This window comes from Vibrio sp. Vb339 (assembly GCF_902751245.1).
Lineage (GTDB): Bacteria > Pseudomonadota > Gammaproteobacteria > Enterobacterales > Vibrionaceae > Vibrio > Vibrio coralliirubri.
Window position 1 is genome coordinate 27693 of the sequence record NZ_CADDIS010000004.1, and the last position, 20087, is coordinate 47779.

Annotated in this window: 21 protein-coding genes and 1 other RNA gene; 12 read left to right on the forward strand and 10 right to left on the reverse strand. The window is 44.5% G+C overall.

From position 1 onward, the window contains the following. Positions 1 to 24: 24 nt before the first annotated feature. The 4 genes from epd (at position 25) to mscS (ending at position 4880) form a co-directional block, all read left to right on the forward strand. On the forward strand, positions 25 to 1074 hold the full coding sequence (epd, locus tag HRQ85_RS18085; RefSeq protein ID WP_048611458.1) for an erythrose-4-phosphate dehydrogenase: 1050 nt from the start codon (positions 25 to 27) through the stop codon (positions 1072 to 1074). A 166-nt stretch (positions 1075 to 1240) separates the two neighbouring features. Next, the gene (locus HRQ85_RS18090; RefSeq protein ID WP_017059064.1) at positions 1241 to 2404 is read left to right on the forward strand and encodes a phosphoglycerate kinase; all 1164 of its coding nucleotides are present in this window, start codon (positions 1241 to 1243) and stop codon (positions 2402 to 2404) included. A gap of 155 nt (positions 2405 to 2559) precedes the next feature. Beyond that, entirely contained in the window at positions 2560 to 3636 is a 1077-nt protein-coding gene (fbaA, locus tag HRQ85_RS18095; RefSeq protein ID WP_010435694.1) for a class II fructose-bisphosphate aldolase, read from the forward strand. 377 nt (positions 3637 to 4013) lie between these two features. Next, positions 4014 to 4880 (forward strand): small-conductance mechanosensitive channel MscS, encoded by an 867-nt coding sequence (gene mscS / locus HRQ85_RS18100; protein ID WP_050644134.1) that lies wholly within the window; start codon positions 4014 to 4016, stop codon positions 4878 to 4880. A gap of 96 nt (positions 4881 to 4976) precedes the next feature. On the opposite strand, the gene HRQ85_RS18105 is transcribed toward mscS, so the two are convergent. After that, a complete protein-coding gene (locus tag HRQ85_RS18105) occupies positions 4977 to 5606 on the reverse strand; it encodes a LysE/ArgO family amino acid transporter (protein ID WP_059022005.1) in 630 nt (209 codons plus the stop codon). Between the two features lie 142 nt (positions 5607 to 5748). Here HRQ85_RS18105 and HRQ85_RS18110 point away from each other — a divergent pair, with 142 nt between their 5' ends. Next, complete coding sequence (locus HRQ85_RS18110) at positions 5749 to 6645, forward strand: LysR family transcriptional regulator ArgP (RefSeq protein ID WP_048605826.1); 897 nt, start codon at positions 5749 to 5751, stop codon at positions 6643 to 6645. Between the two features lie 111 nt (positions 6646 to 6756). Continuing rightward, on the forward strand, positions 6757 to 7464 hold the full coding sequence (locus tag HRQ85_RS18115) for an oxidative stress defense protein (RefSeq protein WP_172380303.1): 708 nt from the start codon (positions 6757 to 6759) through the stop codon (positions 7462 to 7464). A 112-nt stretch (positions 7465 to 7576) separates the two neighbouring features. Here HRQ85_RS18115 and serA read toward each other — a convergent pair whose 3' ends face one another. From serA to zapA, 5 genes are all read right to left on the reverse strand, one after another. Next, on the reverse strand, positions 7577 to 8806 hold the full coding sequence (gene serA, locus HRQ85_RS18120) for a phosphoglycerate dehydrogenase (protein WP_017059058.1): 1230 nt from the start codon (positions 8804 to 8806) through the stop codon (positions 7577 to 7579). A 261-nt stretch (positions 8807 to 9067) separates the two neighbouring features. Further along, positions 9068 to 9724 carry a ribose-5-phosphate isomerase RpiA gene (gene rpiA, locus HRQ85_RS18125; RefSeq protein WP_048605825.1) on the reverse strand — a complete coding sequence of 219 codons (657 nt, stop codon included), beginning with the start codon at positions 9722 to 9724 and terminating at the stop codon, positions 9068 to 9070. A 102-nt stretch (positions 9725 to 9826) separates the two neighbouring features. Then, positions 9827 to 10426, reverse strand: a complete 600-nt coding sequence (locus HRQ85_RS18130) for a 5-formyltetrahydrofolate cyclo-ligase (protein ID WP_050644135.1) — start codon at positions 10424 to 10426, stop codon at positions 9827 to 9829. A gap of 6 nt (positions 10427 to 10432) precedes the next feature. Next, positions 10433 to 10616: non-coding RNA, 6S RNA (gene ssrS, locus HRQ85_RS18135), on the reverse strand. Between the two features lie 11 nt (positions 10617 to 10627). Further along, positions 10628 to 10936, reverse strand: coding sequence for a cell division protein ZapA (gene zapA / locus HRQ85_RS18140; RefSeq protein ID WP_004735366.1), 309 nt, complete (start codon positions 10934 to 10936; stop codon positions 10628 to 10630). Between the two features lie 308 nt (positions 10937 to 11244). Here zapA and HRQ85_RS18145 point away from each other — a divergent pair, with 308 nt between their 5' ends. Genes HRQ85_RS18145 through HRQ85_RS18155 form a run of 3 tightly spaced genes read left to right on the forward strand, consistent with a single transcriptional unit; the run spans position 11245 to position 14258 of the window. Next, positions 11245 to 11820, forward strand: a complete 576-nt coding sequence (locus tag HRQ85_RS18145; RefSeq protein ID WP_050052683.1) for a YecA/YgfB family protein — start codon at positions 11245 to 11247, stop codon at positions 11818 to 11820. Positions 11821 to 11844: 24 nt separating this feature from the next. Then, the gene (gene ubiH, locus HRQ85_RS18150) at positions 11845 to 13023 is read left to right on the forward strand and encodes a 2-octaprenyl-6-methoxyphenyl hydroxylase (protein ID WP_172380401.1); all 1179 of its coding nucleotides are present in this window, start codon (positions 11845 to 11847) and stop codon (positions 13021 to 13023) included. Between the two features lie 11 nt (positions 13024 to 13034). Further along, on the forward strand, positions 13035 to 14258 hold the full coding sequence (locus HRQ85_RS18155) for an FAD-dependent 2-octaprenylphenol hydroxylase (RefSeq protein WP_172380304.1): 1224 nt from the start codon (positions 13035 to 13037) through the stop codon (positions 14256 to 14258). A gap of 110 nt (positions 14259 to 14368) precedes the next feature. On the opposite strand, the gene HRQ85_RS18160 is transcribed toward HRQ85_RS18155, so the two are convergent. The 3 genes from HRQ85_RS18160 to ygfZ all read right to left on the reverse strand — a co-directional run bounded on the left by HRQ85_RS18160 (position 14369) and on the right by ygfZ (position 16575). Beyond that, positions 14369 to 14575, reverse strand: a complete 207-nt coding sequence (locus tag HRQ85_RS18160) for a DUF1107 domain-containing protein (protein WP_009847660.1) — start codon at positions 14573 to 14575, stop codon at positions 14369 to 14371. A gap of 562 nt (positions 14576 to 15137) precedes the next feature. Then, positions 15138 to 15599 (reverse strand): aminoacyl-tRNA deacylase, encoded by a 462-nt coding sequence (locus tag HRQ85_RS18165; RefSeq protein WP_050646172.1) that lies wholly within the window; start codon positions 15597 to 15599, stop codon positions 15138 to 15140. A 4-nt stretch (positions 15600 to 15603) separates the two neighbouring features. After that, positions 15604 to 16575 (reverse strand): tRNA-modifying protein YgfZ, encoded by a 972-nt coding sequence (ygfZ, locus tag HRQ85_RS18170; RefSeq protein WP_172380305.1) that lies wholly within the window; start codon positions 16573 to 16575, stop codon positions 15604 to 15606. Between the two features lie 167 nt (positions 16576 to 16742). Here ygfZ and HRQ85_RS18175 point away from each other — a divergent pair, with 167 nt between their 5' ends. Next, the gene (locus HRQ85_RS18175) at positions 16743 to 17003 is read left to right on the forward strand and encodes an FAD assembly factor SdhE (RefSeq protein ID WP_004735374.1); all 261 of its coding nucleotides are present in this window, start codon (positions 16743 to 16745) and stop codon (positions 17001 to 17003) included. Next, positions 16951 to 17370, forward strand: a complete 420-nt coding sequence (locus HRQ85_RS26460) for a protein YgfX (protein ID WP_307862880.1) — start codon at positions 16951 to 16953, stop codon at positions 17368 to 17370. The genes HRQ85_RS18175 and HRQ85_RS26460 overlap by 53 nt, the downstream gene beginning before the upstream one ends. A gap of 118 nt (positions 17371 to 17488) precedes the next feature. Here the strand turns inward: HRQ85_RS26460 and nadB are convergent, their stop codons facing one another. Continuing rightward, positions 17489 to 19105 (reverse strand): L-aspartate oxidase, encoded by a 1617-nt coding sequence (nadB, locus tag HRQ85_RS18180; RefSeq protein WP_019826282.1) that lies wholly within the window; start codon positions 19103 to 19105, stop codon positions 17489 to 17491. Between the two features lie 389 nt (positions 19106 to 19494). On the opposite strand from nadB, the gene rpoE reads away from it, so the two are divergent. Then, on the forward strand, positions 19495 to 20073 hold the full coding sequence (gene rpoE / locus HRQ85_RS18185) for an RNA polymerase sigma factor RpoE (protein ID WP_008223963.1): 579 nt from the start codon (positions 19495 to 19497) through the stop codon (positions 20071 to 20073). Positions 20074 to 20087 lie beyond the last annotated feature (14 nt).

Here is a 20087-nt window from a genome sequence, read left to right on the forward strand (position 1 = left end):
AATTTTGGTTAGATGTACGGAACTATGCTAAAAGTCGCGATAAATGGATTTGGACGAATAGGGCGTAATGTATTGCGCGCTGTCTATGAAAGTGGCAAAAGCCAACAAATCAAAGTAGTAGCTGTCAATGAGCTTGCTCAGCCTGACGCTATGGCTCACCTATTGCAGTACGACACCAGTCACGGCCGCTTCGGTAAGAAAATCTCTAACGATCAAGAGCATATCTATGTCCATCATGGCATTGGTGCTGAAGACAAGGGTGAGTTTGATACCATTCGTATCTTACATCTTGCTGATATTGATCTGTTGCCTTGGCGTGACCTTGAGGTGGATATTGTTCTCGACTGTACCGGTGTTTATGGTTGCCGAGATGACGGCCTCGCGCACATTGCTGCAGGGGCAAAAAAGGTACTGTTTTCTCATCCAGGTGCCAATGACCTCGATAACACCATTATCTATGGTGTGAATCACGATACCATCGAAGCGGACCACCGAATCGTTTCCAATGGTTCATGCACCACCAACTGTATTGTCCCTATCATTAAGGTTCTTGATGACGCCTTTGGCATTGAGTCCGGTACGATTACGACTATTCACTCTTCAATGAATGATCAACAAGTTATCGATGCGTATCACAGCGACTTGCGTCGTACTCGAGCAGCAAGCCAATCGATCATTCCTGTCGATACCAAGTTGCATAAAGGTATTGAAAGAATCTTCCCGAAATTTTCCAACAAATTTGAAGCTATATCTGTGCGTGTGCCGACGGTAAACGTAACAGCGATGGATTTAAGTGTCACAATTAATGCAAATGTGAAAGTTAATGACGTAAATCAAACCATTGTTAATGCATCCCAGTGTACATTACACAATATAGTTGACTATACTGAAGCGCCGCTCGTTTCCATCGACTTTAATCACGATCCCCATAGCGCAATCGTTGATGGTTCACAAACGCGAGTGAGCAACGGCCACTTAGTTAAAATGCTAGTGTGGTGTGATAATGAATGGGGCTTTGCGAACCGAATGCTGGATACGGTTCTTGCAATGCAAGCTTCTGAAGGCAAGAAGTAAGACCTAGAAGCAAATGTGCGGATTATTTATTTTTTAGCTTGAAATAAATACTAAGAGTCCACATATTATTAGTAGTGAAAGAATTACCAGTTGAATAATTTATAGGCTTAGCAGGGTTGCTGAGTTTCCAAAACTTTATATTTATTTAAATTTGAGAGGACAAATCATGTCTGTGATCAAGATGACTGACCTGGAACTTGCAGGTAAACGCGTATTTATCCGTGCTGACCTAAACGTACCAGTAAAAGACGGTAAAGTAACTTCAGATGCACGTATCCTTGCATCTCTACCAACTATCAAACTTTGCCTAGAAGCTGGCGCAAAGGTAATGGTTACTTCTCACCTTGGTCGTCCTACTGAAGGCGAATACAACGAAGAGTTCTCTCTAGCCCCTGTAGTTAACTACCTAAACGACGCACTAGACTGCGAAGTTAAACTAGCTAAAGATTACGTAAACGGCCTAGAGCTAAACGCTGGTGAACTTGTTGTTCTTGAAAACGTTCGCTTTAACAAAGGCGAGAAGAAGAACGAAGAAGCACTTTCTAAGCAATACGCTGCACTATGTGACATCTTCGTAATGGATGCATTCGGTACAGCTCACCGTGCTCAAGCTTCTACACACGGCGTTGGTACTTACGCTCCTGTAGCTTGTGCTGGCCCTCTTCTAGCTGCTGAGCTTGAAGCGCTTGGTAAAGCAATGGACAACCCAGCTCGCCCACTAGTGGCTATCGTTGGTGGTTCTAAGGTTTCTACTAAACTAACCGTTCTAGAATCTCTTTCTAAAATTGCTGACCAGCTTGTTGTTGGTGGTGGTATCGCGAACACATTCATCGCTGCTGAAGGTCACAACGTAGGTAAGTCTCTATACGAAGCTGACCTAGTTGAAACGGCTCAAAAGCTAATGAAAGAGTGTGCTATCCCAGTAGCAACTGACGTTGCATGTGCTAAAGCATTCGACGAAAACGCAGAAGCTGAAATCAAGCACGTTTCTGAAGTTCAAGACGACGACATGATCTTCGACCTTGGTCCAGATTCAACTGCGGCACTAGCTGAAATCATCGGCAACGCGAAAACTATCCTTTGGAACGGCCCTGTAGGCGTATTCGAATTTAAGAACTTCGAAGCGGGTACAGCGGGTATCTCTAAAGCAATCGCTGAGTCTGCAGGTTTCTCTGTAGCAGGTGGCGGTGACACGCTAGCAGCTATCGACAAGTTCGGTATCAAAGCTGACGTTTCTTACATCTCTACTGGCGGTGGCGCTTTCCTTGAATTCGTTGAAGGTAAAGTACTTCCTGCAGTAGCAATGCTTGAAGAGCGTGCTAAAGCATAATTGATTTAGAAAGGCGAGATGTGAATCTCGCCTTTTAACGTTTGCTGCATATCACACTTTTTTGCTAGAATGGCATAAGTTGTGAGCAAACGATTGCAAGTTTTTAAACTTAAGTTTTTTAATCTTAAAACGATAGAATAAATAGGACTATTTCCATGTCTAAGATCTTCGATTTTGTAAAACCTGGTGTGATTTCTGGCGATGACGTACAGAAAGTATTTGAAGTAGCAAAAGAAAACAAATTTGCTCTTCCTGCTGTAAACGTTGTTGGTACTGACTCTGTAAACGCAGTACTAGAAGCAGCTGCTAAAGTTAAAGCTCCAGTAGTTGTTCAGTTCTCTAACGGCGGCGCTGCATTCTTCGCAGGTAAAGGCGTTAAACTTGAAGGTCAAGGCGCACAAGTTCTTGGCGCTGTAGCTGGTGCAAAATACGTACACGCTGTAGCTGAAGCTTACGGTGTTCCAGTTATCCTGCACACTGACCACGCTGCTAAGAAACTTCTTCCATGGATCGACGGTCTACTAGACGCTGGTGAAGAGTTCTTCGCACAAACTGGTAAGCCTCTATTCTCTTCTCACATGCTAGACCTTTCTGAAGAGTCTCTAGAAGAGAACATCGAAACATGTGCTAAGTACCTAGAGCGCATGGCTAAAATGAACATGACAATCGAGATCGAACTTGGTTGTACTGGTGGTGAAGAAGACGGCGTTGATAACTCTGATATGGACGCATCTGAGCTTTACACTTCTCCAGAAGACGTAGCATACGCTTACGAGAAACTAATGGCTGTTAGCCCACGTTTCACTATCGCTGCATCTTTCGGTAACGTACACGGTGTTTACCAAGCTGGTAACGTTGTACTTACTCCAACTATCCTACGTGATTCTCAAGCATACTGTGCAGAGAAGTTCGGTATCGCACCTAACGCTCTAAACTTCGTATTCCACGGTGGTTCTGGTTCTTCTGAAGCAGAAATCCAAGAGTCTATCGGCTACGGTGTTATCAAAATGAACATCGATACTGATACACAGTGGGCAACTTGGGACGGTATCCGTCAGTACTCTGCTGACAACTTCGATTTCCTACAAGGTCAAATCGGCAACCCAACTGGCGAAGCTGCTCCAAACAAGAAGTACTACGATCCACGCGTATGGCTACGTGCTGGTCAAGCTTCAATGGTTGCTCGTCTAGAGAAAGCATTTGCTGACCTTAACGCTGTAGACGTACTATAATTCTTTGAATTAAGTACTCTTTAAGTTTTAAAAACCCGCTCATCGAGCGGGTTTTTTTATGTCTGATAAAAACTTGTATTAAATATGTGAAAAACCTAGCCTACGGTGAATAAATTTCGTAGTCTTTTAGTTATCGGTATTTGTGTTTATCGGTAAGTTTTAATAATTCAAAAGCTTACATAAATATGACTTTGCAATCTGTCAAAGATAGGATATCGTGCCGAAAAACTGAACTTGGTTCAGTTTATAAAAAGGACTTGGCTTTAATTTACTTTTAACACAATGACTTAACGGTAATTAAACTGTTTATTATATAGCAGAGTAAATTAGGCTTAAGGCAGTTTAGCCCATAGCATATTATATAGAGGATGCACATTATGGCTGATAGTTCGACAGCGATTGAGACTCCACTTGTGGATGGTTTGTCTCAAGCAGAGCAGTGGTTAACAAATAATTCAGATTTATTTATCCAATATGGCGTAAATATCATTTCAGCACTGATAATTCTATTTATTGGTAACCTTATTGTTAAAGCAGTAGCGAATAGCGTGTCTAAGGTTCTTCAGAAGAAGAAAATGGACCGAGCTGTTGTGGAATTTATTCACGGCTTAGTTCGCTACCTATTGTTTGTTATTGTTTTAATTGCTGCACTTGGTCGTTTAGGTGTTCAAACGGCATCTGTAGTTGCTGTTATTGGTGCGGCTGGTTTAGCCGTTGGTCTTGCACTACAAGGCTCACTCTCTAACTTTGCTGCTGGTGTACTTATCGTTGCATTCCGTCCATTCAAGTCTGGTGACTATGTGGAAATTGGTGGTGTAGCAGGTTCAGTTGATTCAATTCAGATCTTCCAAACGGTTCTAACAACGCCAGACAACAAAATGGTTGTGGTACCAAACGGTAGTGTTATTGGTAGTCCAATCACAAACTATTCTCGTCATGCGACGCGCCGTATTGATCTAATGATTGGTGTTTCTTACAACGCTGATCTTCAAAAGACAAAAGCGCTACTGACTAAGATCTGTGAATCTGATGAGCGTGTCCTGAAAGAGCCTGGTGTTCAAGTTGGTGTTCACACGCTAGCGGACTCTTCAGTAAACTTTGTTGTTCGCCCATGGGTTAACACAGCAGAGTACTGGGATGTGTATTTTGACCTTATGCAAGCAATCAAAGAAGGCTTGGATAACGAAGGTATCGAAATTCCATTCCCGCAAATGGATGTACACATGAATAAAGTAGAAGCTTAATTTTTAGTTAGTTTTTATAGCTATAAGCTTTTATAAGGAAAGGCGGATAACTTAGGTTATCCGCCTTTTTTGTTGGTTTCATGAAGCAAAATAGATTTACCAATATTGCTCAATCAGTCCATTGGTAAGCACAGCAGCAATTGCGAACATCATAGTCGCGACTGCGATATCAATGCCTTTCTTAACATTCGGTTTAGATAGCGTTGGGCCTAGCTTTGCTGCGCCCAGTGACAAAGAGTAAAACCAAACAAATGAAGCCAAGATGGTTCCCATAGCAAAAGCAATTCTGTCGTTACCTTCAAATTGCCCACCAATGGATCCAAGAATTACCACGGTATCTAAATAGAGGTGTGGGTTTAATACTGTTACTGCCAATGCTCCCAAAATAACAGTGCGCTTACCACGCGCCAATATCTCACCTTTCGATTCATCACTGGTGCGCACTTTGAATGCACTGCGTAGTGATAGCAAACCATACACAGTCAGAAAAGCGATGCCACCTAATGTCACTGAGGTAAGCAGTAATTCATTTTGCGACAATATTGCTCCGCCGCCAAAAATACCCAATGAGATAAACAGAGTATCGAGCAGGCTACAAATCGTTGCTGTCGTTAAATGATGATTGCGTTTTATCCCTTGATTTAGGACGTACGCATTTTGAGCGCCAATAGGGATAATCATACTCGCCCCTAGACCAAAACCTTGTAATAAAACCCAAAAACTCATTTTAACCTCCACTTATTTAACGATATTTACGTGCTATATGGCGAAGATACTCCGACCCTTTAAATAAGTATAATTAATGATTTTAATCCATTATTAGAGTTGCTAATGTGTTGGTGGGTTAGCTTAAAAAGGAAGCAAATTGATGCGTGGATTGGATTATAAATGGATAGAAGCATTGGATGCCGTAGTAAAACAACGTAGCTTCGAAAGGGCTGCTGAGCAGTTATATATCTCCCAGTCGGCGGTATCTCAGCGCATCAAACAGTTGGAAAAGTGGTTGGCTCAGCCTGCCTTAGTGAGAGAAAGCCCACCTAGGCCAACGCCTGCGGGTAAAAAATTACTGGGCTTATATCGCCGTGTTCGTTTGTTAGAGCACGAGCTTGTGCCTGAGTTAATGAATGAAGAGGGCTCTCAGCCACTATCGATATCTATAGCCACCAACGCTGATAGTTTGGCGACATGGCTGCTACCAGCTTTGTCGGATGTGATGAAGTCTCGCCAAGTGGAACTGAACCTCGCGATTCATGGTGAGTCGAGAACCATCGAAAAGATTAAAAGTGGCGAGGTGGCCGGTGCAATCAGTTTGGAGTCTCAAGCGATTCCTGGCTGCAGTGCCGACTATCTCGGTAGGATGGATTATGTGTGTGTGGCTAGCCCTGACTTTCATCAGCGTTACTTCGCAGAGGGCGTAAACTACGCCACCTTAAGCAAAGCGCCTGCGGTTTCCTATGATCAATACGATGATCTGCATAAGAAGTTTCTGCATGATCATTTTAACGTCCCGAGAGACAGTGTGATCAACCATACGGTCGGCAGTTCAGAAGCGTTTGTGCGCTTGGCATTATCGGGTGTCGCCTATTGCTTGATTCCTCGATTACAGATTATCGATGAGCTAGAGTCTGGTGCTCTGATTGATATTACCCCTGGCTTTCTGCTCTCTTATCGCATCTATTGGCACCATTGGCAGCTTGAGAGTGGGGTATTAAAAGAGGTATCCCAAGCGATATTAAGTTTTGCTCACAATCACTTACCTCAGTAAACTGTTGGTTTTTTCAGCGTCAAAGTTCTGTTAGAAGTGCGTGCTCTGGATTGGCTAAACGATAAATTGCTCTATGATGAAAGTACATTTGTTTAGCATAGGTCATACCTAATGAAGCTTGTACCAAAGATGTTAGCAACGTCTCTTACTGCGGCGTTGAGTGCTGTGAGTTTTCCATCATTGGCTGACTCTCCATCCTTTCCTCATATTTCAACGACAGGCTATGGTGAAGTGATCGCGACACCTGATATGGCGACATTCTCTGTGAGAGTCGTGGAATCGACGATGACTGCTGAACAGGCTAAAAATACGGTTGATAAAGTCGTGACAGGCTTTCTAAATAAGCTGCATCAAGCAGGAGTTGATGAGGCGAGTGTTCATAGCTCGAATCTGTATCTATCTCCTCAATATCATTACCCGAAAGATGGCAAACCGGAACTGGTTGGCTACCGCGCCTCACGTAATGTGACCGTTCAGGTCAATGAACTCGCTAATCTGAACGAGTACATGGATATTGCTATCGGGCAGGGCATTAATCAGATCGACAACATCCAGCTGCAAGTTCGTGACCAAGCTAAGTATCAAGAACAAGCGCGCTTAGAAGCCATTAAAGATGCGACATCAAAAGCTAAATCATTGGCGAGTGGTTTTGAGCGCGAGTTAGGTGATGTATGGCGCGTGGATTACAACGCCCAATCTTCTCAGCCAGTACTCATGCGTTCAATGGCAATGGATGCAAGAACAGAATCGAACTCTTATGAAGACTCAACGATCACCATTCGTGATCGCGTGAATGTGATCTACCAGATCGAAGAGTAATGACAGTGCTATAGAAGGTTTTGGATCATGATGATCTAATTACCTACGATAGGCCAAATACTAAAAAGGCTCTCATTATGAGAGCCTTTTTTATGCATTTTGAGTGCGATGATTAGTGAAGAAGACGAGCACGGATTGTGCCTTCAATCTCTTTCAGTTTAAGCAGCGCTTCTTCAGAGCGATCGGCTTCTACATCGATAACGACATAACCCATATCAGCCGCAGTCTGTAGGTACTGACCCGCGATGTTGATCCCTTCTTCAGCGAAGATGGTGTTGATCTGAGTTAGGATGCCTGGACGGTTTTCGTGAATGTGTAATAAACGAGACGTGCCAGTATGCAGTGGTAGTGATACCTCTGGGAAGTTAACACTTGATAGCGTAGAGCCGTTATCAGAGTATTTCGCTAGCTTACCAGCCACTTCAACACCAATGTTCTCTTGTGCTTCTTGAGTTGAACCACCCACGTGAGGCGTTAGGATCACGTTATCGAACTGCATTAATGGAGACTCAAACGGGTCTGCATTGGTTTTTGGTTCTGTTGGGAAAACATCAATAGCCGCACCTGCAAGGTGACCAGATTCCAGAGCGCCACACAGAGCAGGAATATCGACTACCGTGCCACGAGCTGCGTTGATAAAGATAGAACCAGGCTTCATGCGCTCGAACTCTTCTTTACCCATCATGTCTTTTGTTTCGTTGGTTTCAGGTACATGCAAAGAGATTACGTCACACTTGTTCAGTAATTCCGTCATGGTATGAACTTGCGTTGCGTTACCCAGAGACAGTTTGTTTTCAATGTCGTAGAAGTAAACACGCATGCCAAGGTTTTCAGCAATAATACCCAGCTGAGTACCGATGTGACCGTAGCCAATAATACCTAAACGTTTACCACGAGCTTCGTAAGAGTTGTCGGCACTCTTCTTCCAGATGCCACGGTGTGCAAGAGCGTTCTTTTCTGGAATGCCACGTAGTAGCAATAGAACCTGACCAAGAACGAGCTCAGCAACGCTTCGAGTGTTTGAGAACGGTGCGTTGAACACAGGGATACCGCGTTTTGCTGCTGCTTGAAGGTTGACTTGGTTAGTACCAATACAGAAACAACCGACGGCAACCAGCTTTTCAGCTGCATCAATAACTTCTTGGGAGATGTTAGTGCGAGAACGAATACCAATGAAGTGGGCATCTTTAACTGCTTCAAGAAGTTCATCTTCCGGTAGCGAGCCTTTGTGGTACTCAATGTTTGTGTAACCAGCGGCTTGCAGTACTTCTACAGAAGAAGGGTGAAGACCTTCTAGAAGTAGAATTTTTATTTTTTCTTTTTCCAGTGAAACTTTGGCCATTGTTCTCGTCCTTAAAGTGGAAAGGTTGGGCAAATGCGGCGCACGTGCTACAAAATGGCTGAAAGGGGAACAAATTCACCACTTTGTTAGGAGACAAACGTTTTCCCTGTGCGTCTTCTGAACAATAAAGTAACAAAAAAAAAATGTTTTGGGTAAGAAAATTACGGAATAAGACATAATTTTACAGCAATAAAGCAAAAAAAACGGCGCCCTAGGGCACCGTATGTAATGAAGTAACAGAAAAACTCAATCTTCTATTATTTATTCTTCGATTTTTGCACCTTCAGGCGTGCCGGTGATAACCACATCGGCACCACGGTGAGCGAACAGACCAACCGTCACAACACCAGCGATACCATTGATGATATCTTCTAGTTGTTTCGGGTTTTCGATCGCCATGCCGTACACATCTAGGATCACGTTGCCGTTATCGGTTGTGCAGCCTTCGCGGTAAACTGGGTCACCACCAAGCTTAACCAGCTCACGTGCCACGTATGAACGTGCCATTGGGATTACCTCAACAGGCAGTGGGAATTTACCCAGCACATCAACTGCTTTAGTGCCGTCAACAATACACACAAACTTGTCAGAGATAGCTGCTACGATTTTTTCACGAGTCAAAGCAGCGCCGCCGCCTTTGATCATATCGCGTGAAGCGTTAATCTCGTCTGCGCCATCAACATAGATGTCTAGTTTGAATACGTCGTTGCACTCAAATACTTTGATTTCTAGTGCTTCTAGTTTTTCAGTAGAGGCTACAGAGCTTGAAACCGCACCTTTGATTTTGTCTTTCATTGTGCCAAGTGCGTCGATGAAGTGATTTACTGTAGAGCCAGTACCTACACCTACAATGCTGCCTTCTTCAACATATTGAAGTGCTGCCCAGCCCGCTGCTTTTTTCATTTCATCTTGAGTCATGCCATTCTCCTGAATAAGGTCTTGCGCTTTGAATTAATCGTTCGCGTATTGAAGTTAACGTTTATATATCGAGGTTAACGTTTGCGGCGCGATTATAGCGCTTTAATGGTTGTTTTCCCATTGCCAAGTTTTACTCGGAGTCACGATTTTAGGTAACGGAATGTCCCACTCTTCAATCGGTAGGGTACCAACATGTTGGCAATCATGAGCCAAACCAATAGGAGTTGCGCCTTCGCCCGTCTCGAACCACTTCGCTAAGGTGCGATCGTAATATCCGCCGCCCATACCTAAACGATGGCCATGAGAGTCAAATCCGACAAGGGGCGTAAGAATAAGGTCGAGTTGCTGACAAGGTTTAACCAGCATCTGATTGAGCTGAGGTTCGACAATACCGTACTTATTCAAGACCGTCGGTGTGGTTGGTGAGTAGTGCAGAAACAGCAGGTGCCCGGCAGAGAAGGGGTGCAATACTGGTAAATAAGTTTGCTTACCTTGCGCCCATAACCATTCGATTAAAGGCTGGGTATCGAGTTCGCCATCGATAGAGATATAGAGGGCAATATGTTGGGCAGACTGAATCTCATCAAGTTGCATGCATTGCTTAACTAAGTCGATACCTGATTGAGTTTGTTGTTCGCCAGATAAGGCATTGCGCTTGATACGGATCTGTTTGCGAAATTCGCTGCGTGTGAGCGTCTTCATAAGAAGGGATACCCCAAAGTGCCGTTGAGAATAGATGGCCCTTGAACCAGCGAGTTCAAGGCGGATCAGCAATGATTACCGTAGGCTTCTCGGTCGGGCCGAGCATGCTCAATAGCACTCAAGTACTAACCCTTAGGGATTGCTTATCGGCTCGGGGACGTGAATCCTCTGACAAACACTCCAGGGTAAATTTTGTGTACGCTATTGCTGTCCGTGCTTAACTTTACTGAGGACATCTGAAAGTGATGTCGTGAGCTGTTCCATTCGCTCGGTCAGTGCGTTTTGTTCATCATTTGCTTCAAACTTCTTGGTTTGTAATTCGTAGCAAATATTCAGAGCTGCGATAGTCAGCAGCTTCACTTCATTGGTTACCTTAGTACGTTCAGCCATCTCTTTCAATCGATTATCAAGATCGGCCGCCGCTGCAATCAATGACTCTTCTTGCCCTGGTGGACAATTCACTCGAGTCAGTTTTCCTAATATTTCAACGTCTACCGCTTGATTACTCATGATGGATGAACTCTTTAACGCGCTATTTTAAGGCTGTTGCCCTTCGCCATTTTTTGAGAAAGAAAAAGTGCAAGTACCGATGAGGAAGCAATCTCCTCTGAGGGAGAAACTATAGGTAAACCGCTATTAAGATTCAAGCTTTTCAGAGTGACTGTTTGTAAATGAGAGCTTGAGCACACAGTAATTCAGCAAATTGAACAATTGGTAGTCAGTCATCCTTCAATTGCTGGGGATCGATGCTTACCAGAATTGGGGTGAAGTGGTACGATTATACTATCGATATAAAGAATAACTGAGCGAGCTATCTGATGAGCGAAACTACTTTACCTGACTACCTAACGGTTGCGACTGAACTTCAATCGGCAAGTCTAGCCGTAACCCCTGCTGAGATGCACGGTTTATTAACGGGTATGTTAAGCGGAGGCTTAAGCCTTGCAGATAAAAGCTGGCAACCACTGATCTTCGATTACACCAATGAAGGCATGGGTTGGCCAGATCGCGCATTAACGCTAGCGGAAGCGACACTGAAAGTAACGACCAGTGAAATCACAGGTTCAGGCATGGAACTGTCTATGTTGCTGCCTGACGAAGACGCAAGCGCAAGCCTGTTTGACTTGGCTGACGGTGTGTCTGATTGGATTAACCATTTCATTTCTGGCTTAGGCTTGGTTGGCGCTCAATTGAACAAAGCGTCTGACAGCACCAAAGAAGCATTAGCTGATCTTGAAGAGATGGCAAAGCTTGGCATTGACGAAGAAGATGATATGGAAGAGCAAGCGCAGCTTCTAGAACACGTTATTGAGCACGTAAAAGCGTGTGCACTAACGATTCATGCTGAATTTGGTGCTCGCCCATCTGAAGATGCGGCGCCTACCATTCATTAATTCGTTGGCCGGTTTGAGGTTATGATGGCTCAGTATGATGTTGTAATTGCTGGTGGCGCAATGGCAGGGGCAACCTTAGCCCTTGCTTTGAATCACCTAAGCCAAGGCTCACTGTCGATTGCGGTAGTGGAGCCTTATCAGGTTGATCATCAAGCTCACCCAGGGTTTGATTCTCGTTCGATCGCTTTGTCCTATGGCACGGTGCAGATCCTGGATTCTTTGCAGTTGTGGCAATCTATCGCTCCGGTCGCGACCCCGATTAAAGATATCCATGTTTCGGATCGCGGGCATGCCGGAATGACAGACATCTACAGTGAAGAGCTTGCTGTAGATGCGCTTGGCTACGTGGTCGAGTTAGCAGATGTGGGTCGAATCTATCAACAGAAACTTGAATCAGAAGCGGCCATTACCATGCTTTGTCCTGAGTCTGTCAGTAAAGTTGAACGTGAAGATGCGTTGACGACGATTGAACTGACAAGTGGGCAAACAGTAACCACCAAGTTATTGGTTGCTGCTGACGGTGCAATCTCAACCTGTTGCCAACAGCTCAATATCTCATTGAGTGAGCACGACTTTGAGCAAGTCGCTGTGATTGCCAATATCGTTTCGAGTGAGCCCCACCAAGGTCGCGCATTTGAGCGTTTTACTCATCATGGGCCAGTTGCTCTATTACCGATGAGTGACAACCGTTTATCGCTGGTTTGGTGTTTAACACCAGAGCAAGCACAAAAAGTGATGACGCTAAACGACAATGAATTTCTTGATCAGCTGCAGAATGACTTTGGCTGGCGACTTGGCCGATTAGAGAAAGTCGGCAAGCGTGCGAGCTACCCTCTGATTCTTCGTCACCGACAGCAAAATATATCTCATCGATTTGCCATTGTTGGTAATGCTGCTCAAACGCTTCACCCAATTGCGGGGCAAGGCTTTAACCTAGGTATCCGAGATGTGGCTTCCTTGGCAGAAGAGTTGTGTACCCAGTTAGATGATGTGGGTCGTTACCGTGGTCTTGTTAACTTTAGAAAGCGTAGAGAACAAGACAGAGACGCAACGATTACGTTGACTTCAAGCCTAGTTCACCTGTTCTCAAACGATTATATGACCGCTCGTATTGGGCGTAATCTTGGGTTAGCCGTAATAGATAACCTTCCACCACTTAAAGGTCCACTTTTGCGTCATACGCTTGGCCTAGTAGAAAGATAAGGTAATAAATAATGATGCAAAGTGTTGATATCGCGATTGTTGGTGGTGGCATGGTTGGCCTAGCGCTTGCTGCTGCCCTGAAAGATAGTGACCTAAGAATTGCTGTCATTGAAGGCAGGGCTCCCAGCGAAGGGCTGAGTGAGCTGCCTGATGTACGTGTATCCGCGTTGAGTCGTTCTAGTGAAGTGATTCTTCGTAACTTAGGCGCATGGCAAGGTATCGAACAAAGACGCGCTGCACCTTATCAAGCGATGGAAGTGTGGGAGCAAGACAGCTTTGCTCGTATTGAGTTTGACTCGACACGCTTGGCTCAGCCTAACCTTGGCCATATCGTTGAAAACCGTGTGATTCAATTAGCGCTGCTTGATCAGGTTAAGAAGCAGGACAACGTCAGCCTGTATATGCCCGCAACGTGCAAAACGATGGCGATTGGTGAAAGCGAAGCATGGTTAACGCTAGATAATGGTCAAGCATTGACAGCTAAGTTAGTTGTTGGAGCAGACGGCGCAAACTCTTGGGTTCGTAAGCAGCAAGATATCCCATTAACACATTGGGATTACGGACACAGTGCGATTGTCGCGAACATCAAAACCACAGAGCCGCACCACAGCGTTGCTCGTCAAATATTCACGCCTCAAGGTCCATTGGCATTCCTACCAATGCAACCAAGCAACATGAGCTCGATTGTTTGGTCTACCGAACCAAACCGTGCCGAGAAGCTGGTATCCATGTCGGATGCTGATTTTAATAAGCAGCTAACGGCAGAGTTCGACTCAAAGCTTGGATTGTGCGAAGTGGTTGGTGACCGTTTTGCCTTCCCACTGCGCATGCGTTATGCCCGTGACTTTGCGGTAGAGCGTGTGGCTTTGGTTGGTGATGCTGCTCATACCATTCACCCATTAGCAGGGCAGGGCGTGAACCTTGGCTTATTAGACGCAGCAAGCTTAGCGCAAGAGCTGTTAAAGCTATGGGCTGCGGGTGAGGACATTGGTACTAAGCGTAATCTTCGGGGTTACGAGCGCTGGAGAAAAGCAGAGGCGGCGAAAATGATTGCTTCAATGCAGGGCTTTAAAGATCTGTTTGAAGGCGATAACCCAGCTAAGAAGCTAATTCGTGGTATCGGTATGAAGTTAGCAGGCCAATTACCGGGTGCGAAAGATGAGATCATGAAGCGCGCTCTGGGTTTGTCAGGCAATCTTCCTGACTTAGCTAAGCGTCCAGTGACTCATCGATAGTGAAATAGTGTTCTGGTGATTTATCGAATCATCATTGATACGAAAATTGGTACGAAAAAGGGTTGGCATAATGCCAACCCTTTTTGTTTATAATTCTGTAGACAGTCAGGTCATGCGTACGCGCAGCGCAGTTTCATGATTTCACTATTTATTTCTTTCACTGTTTGAAAGTGACGTTTTTCTGCTCGGTCTGGTAGCACTAGCTTACCGTTATCAAACTCAAATTTTCCTACGCCGTAAATGTAGATTCGTCCTTTGAAAAGTCGACTTACATGTTTAGCAATCATACTCGGTGTATAGCGCTTAAACAGTCTCATTCTTAATTATCCTTATATTTACCTAGCCTGCATATTATAGAAAAACTCCGAGATAATAATTGTGATAAGCATGGAGTAATATGCAGTAGAGTTGACGTTAATTAGATATTTGTGCTGTTCTAAGCACTTTCTTCAGTAAATATCTATTTTTACGTGAGCTCCTCCCCAAAATAATACTGAGTAGTGAACTGCCGTGAACTTTCCTGTTCGGTATTAAGCAGTGATAATGTTACAAGTATAAGAATAGGCGGGATTTTTTGGTTTGTGTAATCAAATTGTAAATTTTGGACAAAAAAAAGCCCGTCTAAAACGGGCGAATAGTCACAGATGCATTACACAAAAGTGGATACTGATGTTACTCAGTGGATTCACTTGCACTGATTTGCTTAATAGCTAGTCAGTAAATTTACAATAACGCAAATTTAACTTTGTGACTACTTATGCTTTTATTTTGAGTAACTATTTATTAATGGCGTGTTCTTCTTATGACGAAGTTCACACTAAAAATGTACTCAATGAAATATTCAAATGAAGTTTGCGAAGCATGATCTGATCGAAACGATCATCGACTGATGTCCGCGACGGTCGGTGCACATAGCGCCATAAGATCATTGAGATCCAACGCAACGCCAGCCATTCGATCACCCGAGCTAATGGTTACGGTCGAGTTGTTTTGAATGGAAGGATCAAAAATGATCGGCATGTGTCTCTTGAGAGCGAGCGGACCAACACAACCCACTTTAAATCCGGTGATTGTTTCAACATCAGCGAGCGACACGCAGGTCATTCGACGGCAATTCAGTACCGAGCGTACTTTCTTGGGGTCGACAGAGCGATCGCCAGCAGTACAGGCTAACGCATACTGGTTGCCCATATCCTTGAGCAGGATACACTTCACCATTTGAGAGGCGTCGATGCCTCGCTCTTGTGCGGTTTCTTCAATGCTGGTGGTTGGCTTGCTTTGCATCAGCAGGCGATAGTTCACCTGCTGTTGATCCAGCCATTGTGTAATCAGTGTTTCCACGTGGTTACTCGTCGTCAAGGCTGTACGGCAGTGGCAGGATATTCCATGTTTGCTCAGGCTGCGCGGTCAGTCGAAGCTGAACATCGTCATCAAGGTTGTTTGGCAGTACCATCAAACCAATCGCTCGGTTATCAGCAAATTGATAGACGTTTAATAGTCGGCCTGCGCCACGCCAGTTCTCACCCACGCTACGCTCTAGTTCAATTGGGTTCTCTAGAGACAATACTTCTGCTGTCGTTCCTGAAACAATACGCATTTCACGCTTGTTCATGCCACGGTACTTGGCACGAGCTACCGTTTCTTGACCTGTGTAGCAGCCTTTTGAAAAGCTGATACCGCCAATCGCTTGCAGGTTAAGCGCTTGAGGGATGTGCTCGTTTTGCTCTGCTTTCGATAGGTTAGGCTGAGCATCAAGAATTTCATAATATTGCCAAAGTGCTTCTGATACTTTTTCTGCTGAGCTACTCGACGTTAGGGTCGCAGCAACTTCTTCCGTAATAAGCAGCGCCCAACGATTGCCAAAGACTTTAACCGCTGTGCCACCAGAGATAGCACGCACGTTACCTTGGCTTTCTGAAATTGAATCAATGTATTGATCCGCAGACGCGCCCATCACACCGATAACAACATTTGTCGTTTGCTCGATATCAACCTTAGAGAACACGGCGTATTTTTTGATTTCGACCAGCTCTACTTCAATCGCAGATTTAGGCTGCATGAGCGCGTAACCGCCATTGTGATGAAACAGGCGGAAGATGCTCCATACCTTTCCTTTTGCATCACAGTGCGCGCCTAACGTGGATTCATCATTAGGAAGAGTCACCACGTCGCACGTTACTTGACCTTGCAGGTACGACTTTTTGTCATCGCCTATCATGGTGATTGCACTCCAGTCTGACACGTGTGTCATCATCAGGTCTGGAAGCGATTCATTTTGTGTATGAGCGAGTGGCTGAAATGTGTTTTTCCAATCCATTTTATCTTTCCTAAGAATTTTATTTGGCTCTATGTTAATCCGGTTCTGTTTCTTTGTCAGCTTAGGTTTTTTTGTGAGCTGAGATAGGGACTGTGACTCACATAGTAGTTGCAGGGCGTATGACTTGTTACACTCCGAGAAAGAAAAATTATAGGTGAGGATAGCCAATGTACACTGCAGAGCAGAAAGCACGAATTAAATGGGGTTGCCGTCGCGGCATGTTAGAACTTGATGTAGTCATCATGCCATTTTTTGAAGAGTGTTTTGATTCATTGCAAGAGCAGGAACAGCGCGAGTTTGTTTCTCTACTAGAGTGTGATGACCCAGATTTGTTTACTTGGGTGATGGGACACGGACGCAGTGAAAACCTAGGTCATGCATCAATGGTTGATAAAATTGTCGCACACAACCTCAGCAAGGTTCGTTAAGCTCCAGCTTAACCCTTCATATTCCGCATTATTCGCAAAAGGCACTGTTTTCGGGTGCCTTTTGTTTTTCATCGTCCTATCTTCTATTCCACTTGCCGCTAGCCTTTATTGTTTAGCACTGCTGATCCATCTGTTTAAAACTAACCATCTGATTTTGAATAGTGCTCATGGTCGTTTTGATTATAAAGAAGATGGTGAGATCCGATTGAATGACCGACGTTATATTCTAAAGTCCGTGGATAAGATCTGGGCGCAGTTCTTTGTTAAATTGCAGTTTGAGTGTGGGTACTCGGTATTGCTTTGGCGCGACAGCTGTTGCGAGAATGAATATCGTCACTTTCTGGCAAACTTACAACGAGCGTGTTAGGTCAGCCAAAGTATTAGATAAAAGAAAGTATTAGACAAAAGAAAAGGGAGCACTCGGCTCCCTTTCGTTTAATTACTTTTCGCTGACGACTAATTAGCTAAGCACGCTTAACCCATAATTATGATTGGCGCTTTTCTGGCGTCAGAATCGTTGGGCCGCTGTCTTCTGCAAGTTCTGGATAGTCCAACGTGTAGTGTAGGCCGCGGCTCTCTTTACGTTGCATTGCACAGCGAACCATTAGCTCAGCCACTTGTAGCAAGTTACGCAGTTCTAATAGGTTATTCGAAACTTTGAAGTAGCTGTAGTACTCATGAGTCTCTTGCTGCAACATCTGAATACGGCGCAGTGCACGTTCAAGGCGCTTATCCGTTCGAACAATGCCCATGTAATCCCACATGAATAGACGTAGCTCGTGCCAGTTGTGCTGAATGATAACTTCTTCATCACTGTTGGTTACTTGGCTTTCATCCCATGCAGGCAGTTCAGCACACAATTGAGATTGGTCGATGTTCTCAACGATATCTTTTGCTGCTGCCCATGCGTAAACCACACACTCAAGCAGTGAGTTAGAAGCCATACGGTTTGCACCGTGTAAGCCGGTATAGCTCACTTCGCCAATCGCATACAAGTTAGTCAGGTCGGTTTGACCTTGCTTATTAACCATGACACCACCACAAGTGTAGTGAGCGGCAGGTACGATAGGGATTGGCTCTTTGGTCATATCGATGCCCAAGTCCATCAAGCGAGTATGGATCATTGGGAAGTGCGTTGTGATGAATTCTTCAGGCTTGTGGCTGATATCAACATACATGCAGTCGGCACCCAAGCGCTTCATTTCGAAGTCAATTGCCCGAGCAACCACATCACGTGGAGCCAGCTCACCGCGCTCATCGAAGTCCTTCATAAAGCGAGAACCATCTGGACGACGCAAGTAAGCACCTTCACCACGCAGTGCTTCCGTTAGCAGGAAGTTACGAGCTTCTGGGTGGAATAAGCAAGTTGGGTGGAACTGATTGAACTCAAGATTTGCCACACGACAACCTGCACGCCAAGCGATAGCAATACCATCACCTGAGGAGACATCTGGGTTAGAGGTGTATTGGTAAACCTTTGAAGCGCCGCCTGTTGCTAATACAACAAATTTAGCGCGCACGGTTTCAACGTGTTCTTGGTTACGGTTCCAAATGTAGGCACCGATCACCTTGTCTTTTGAACCACCAATCTTATCTTCAGTGATCAAATCCAGCGCATTGTGGCGCTCGAAGATCTCGATGTTTGGGTGGTTGTTGACGTTATCTTGTAGTGAGGTTTGCATCGCCATGCCAGTTGCATCGGCAGCGTGCAGAATTCTGCGGTGACTGTGGCCACCCTCACGAGTGAGGTGATATTTTGGTTGGCCTTCGGTGCTGTTTTCATCTTTATCAAATGGAACACCACCATCAATCAGCCATTGCACACACTCTTTCGCATTTTCAGCAATGAATTGAACTGTATCTTCTTCGCATAACCCAGCCCCAGCAATTTGAGTATCCTCTACATGAGACTCAATACTGTCCGACTCATCGAACACCGCGGCGATACCACCTTGTGCGTAATACGTCGATCCTTCGCTGCGTGGTCCTTTGCTTAATACAATTACTTTTGCATGTTCTGCTACGCGTAAGGCTAATGACAAGCCTGCCGCACCACTTCCTACCACTAATACATCACACTGATGTTCACGGTTTGCGTTCATAAAACTTATTAAATCCCGGGCTATAGTCGAGTTGTCCACTCTCAATTGACTTTGTCTTGTTTTAGGAGTTTGGGTAAGACTGTTATAATCTCTCCAGAGTCATCCTTAAACGCTATGCAAAATCAATATATAGACAGCTATCTAGAAATATTTAATTGCTCAATACCATTGCTTTTGCTCAAGTTTCCCCAAATTGATAGGGATAGCTATTTTTATTACATCACATTGTGAAACAATAATGGCAAATAATTTTAAGAAAGTTGGAACTTTCGGTATTTGGCTTAGTCACAATAGTGCTCTTGTAGACGGTGGTGTCAATACTACATTTCGCATAATTAGTACCCATATCTGCGAAGGTAAGGGTTATAACAATAGGAGTACCCGCTCGAATGAACGAGCAGCTAACCGATCAAGTGTTGATTGAGCGAGTTCAGAGTGGAGATAAGCAGGCATTTAACTTACTAGTGGTTAAGTATCAAAACAAAGTTTGTAATCTTATCTCTCGATACGTGAATAATTCCGGTGATGTACCTGATGTAGCACAAGAAGCTTTTATTAAAGCTTACCGCGCGATACCTAACTTTCGTGGCGAGAGTGCCTTCTATACATGGTTGTACCGAATTGCCGTGAACACCGCTAAAAATCATATCGTTGCCCAAAGCCGTAGGCCGCCAGCAACCGATGTAGATGCAGAAGATGCAGAATATTACGAAACAGGCAGCGCGTTAAAAGAAATATCGAACCCTGAGAACTTAACGCTGTCAAAAGAATTGAAACAAGTCGTTTTTGGAGCGATTGAAGCGTTACCAGAAGACTTAAAAACTGCAATGACGTTGCGTGAGCTCGAAGGTTTGAGCTACGAAGAGATTGCAGAAGTAATGGATTGCCCTGTAGGAACCGTACGTTCGCGTATTTTCCGAGCTCGTGAAGCAGTGGAAAAGAAAATCAAACCTCTTTTGCAACGCTAGAACTTGTAATAATT

Excerpts from the sequence above, each read along its gene's own strand:
- epd (WP_048611458.1), top strand. The coding sequence starts at position 25 with ATGCTAAAAGTCGCGATAAATGGATTTGGACGAATAGGGCGTAATGTA.
- HRQ85_RS18090 (WP_017059064.1), top strand. The coding sequence starts at position 1,241 with ATGTCTGTGATCAAGATGACTGACCTGGAACTTGCAGGTAAACGCGTA.
- fbaA (WP_010435694.1), top strand. The coding sequence starts at position 2,560 with ATGTCTAAGATCTTCGATTTTGTAAAACCTGGTGTGATTTCTGGCGAT.
- mscS (WP_050644134.1), top strand. The coding sequence starts at position 4,014 with ATGGCTGATAGTTCGACAGCGATTGAGACTCCACTTGTGGATGGTTTG.
- HRQ85_RS18105 (WP_059022005.1), bottom strand. The coding sequence starts at position 5,606 with ATGAGTTTTTGGGTTTTATTACAAGGTTTTGGTCTAGGGGCGAGTATG.
- HRQ85_RS18110 (WP_048605826.1), top strand. The coding sequence starts at position 5,749 with ATGCGTGGATTGGATTATAAATGGATAGAAGCATTGGATGCCGTAGTA.
- HRQ85_RS18115 (WP_172380303.1), top strand. The coding sequence starts at position 6,757 with ATGAAGCTTGTACCAAAGATGTTAGCAACGTCTCTTACTGCGGCGTTG.
- serA (WP_017059058.1), bottom strand. The coding sequence starts at position 8,806 with ATGGCCAAAGTTTCACTGGAAAAAGAAAAAATAAAAATTCTACTTCTA.
- rpiA (WP_048605825.1), bottom strand. The coding sequence starts at position 9,724 with ATGACTCAAGATGAAATGAAAAAAGCAGCGGGCTGGGCAGCACTTCAA.
- HRQ85_RS18130 (WP_050644135.1), bottom strand. The coding sequence starts at position 10,426 with ATGAAGACGCTCACACGCAGCGAATTTCGCAAACAGATCCGTATCAAG.
- zapA (WP_004735366.1), bottom strand. The coding sequence starts at position 10,936 with ATGAGTAATCAAGCGGTAGACGTTGAAATATTAGGAAAACTGACTCGA.
- HRQ85_RS18145 (WP_050052683.1), top strand. The coding sequence starts at position 11,245 with ATGAGCGAAACTACTTTACCTGACTACCTAACGGTTGCGACTGAACTT.
- ubiH (WP_172380401.1), top strand. The coding sequence starts at position 11,845 with ATGGCTCAGTATGATGTTGTAATTGCTGGTGGCGCAATGGCAGGGGCA.
- HRQ85_RS18155 (WP_172380304.1), top strand. The coding sequence starts at position 13,035 with ATGATGCAAAGTGTTGATATCGCGATTGTTGGTGGTGGCATGGTTGGC.
- HRQ85_RS18160 (WP_009847660.1), bottom strand. The coding sequence starts at position 14,575 with ATGAGACTGTTTAAGCGCTATACACCGAGTATGATTGCTAAACATGTA.
- ygfZ (WP_172380305.1), bottom strand. The coding sequence starts at position 16,575 with ATGGATTGGAAAAACACATTTCAGCCACTCGCTCATACACAAAATGAA.
- HRQ85_RS18175 (WP_004735374.1), top strand. The coding sequence starts at position 16,743 with ATGTACACTGCAGAGCAGAAAGCACGAATTAAATGGGGTTGCCGTCGC.
- HRQ85_RS26460 (WP_307862880.1), top strand. The coding sequence starts at position 16,951 with ATGCATCAATGGTTGATAAAATTGTCGCACACAACCTCAGCAAGGTTC.
- nadB (WP_019826282.1), bottom strand. The coding sequence starts at position 19,105 with ATGAACGCAAACCGTGAACATCAGTGTGATGTATTAGTGGTAGGAAGT.
- rpoE (WP_008223963.1), top strand. The coding sequence starts at position 19,495 with ATGAACGAGCAGCTAACCGATCAAGTGTTGATTGAGCGAGTTCAGAGT.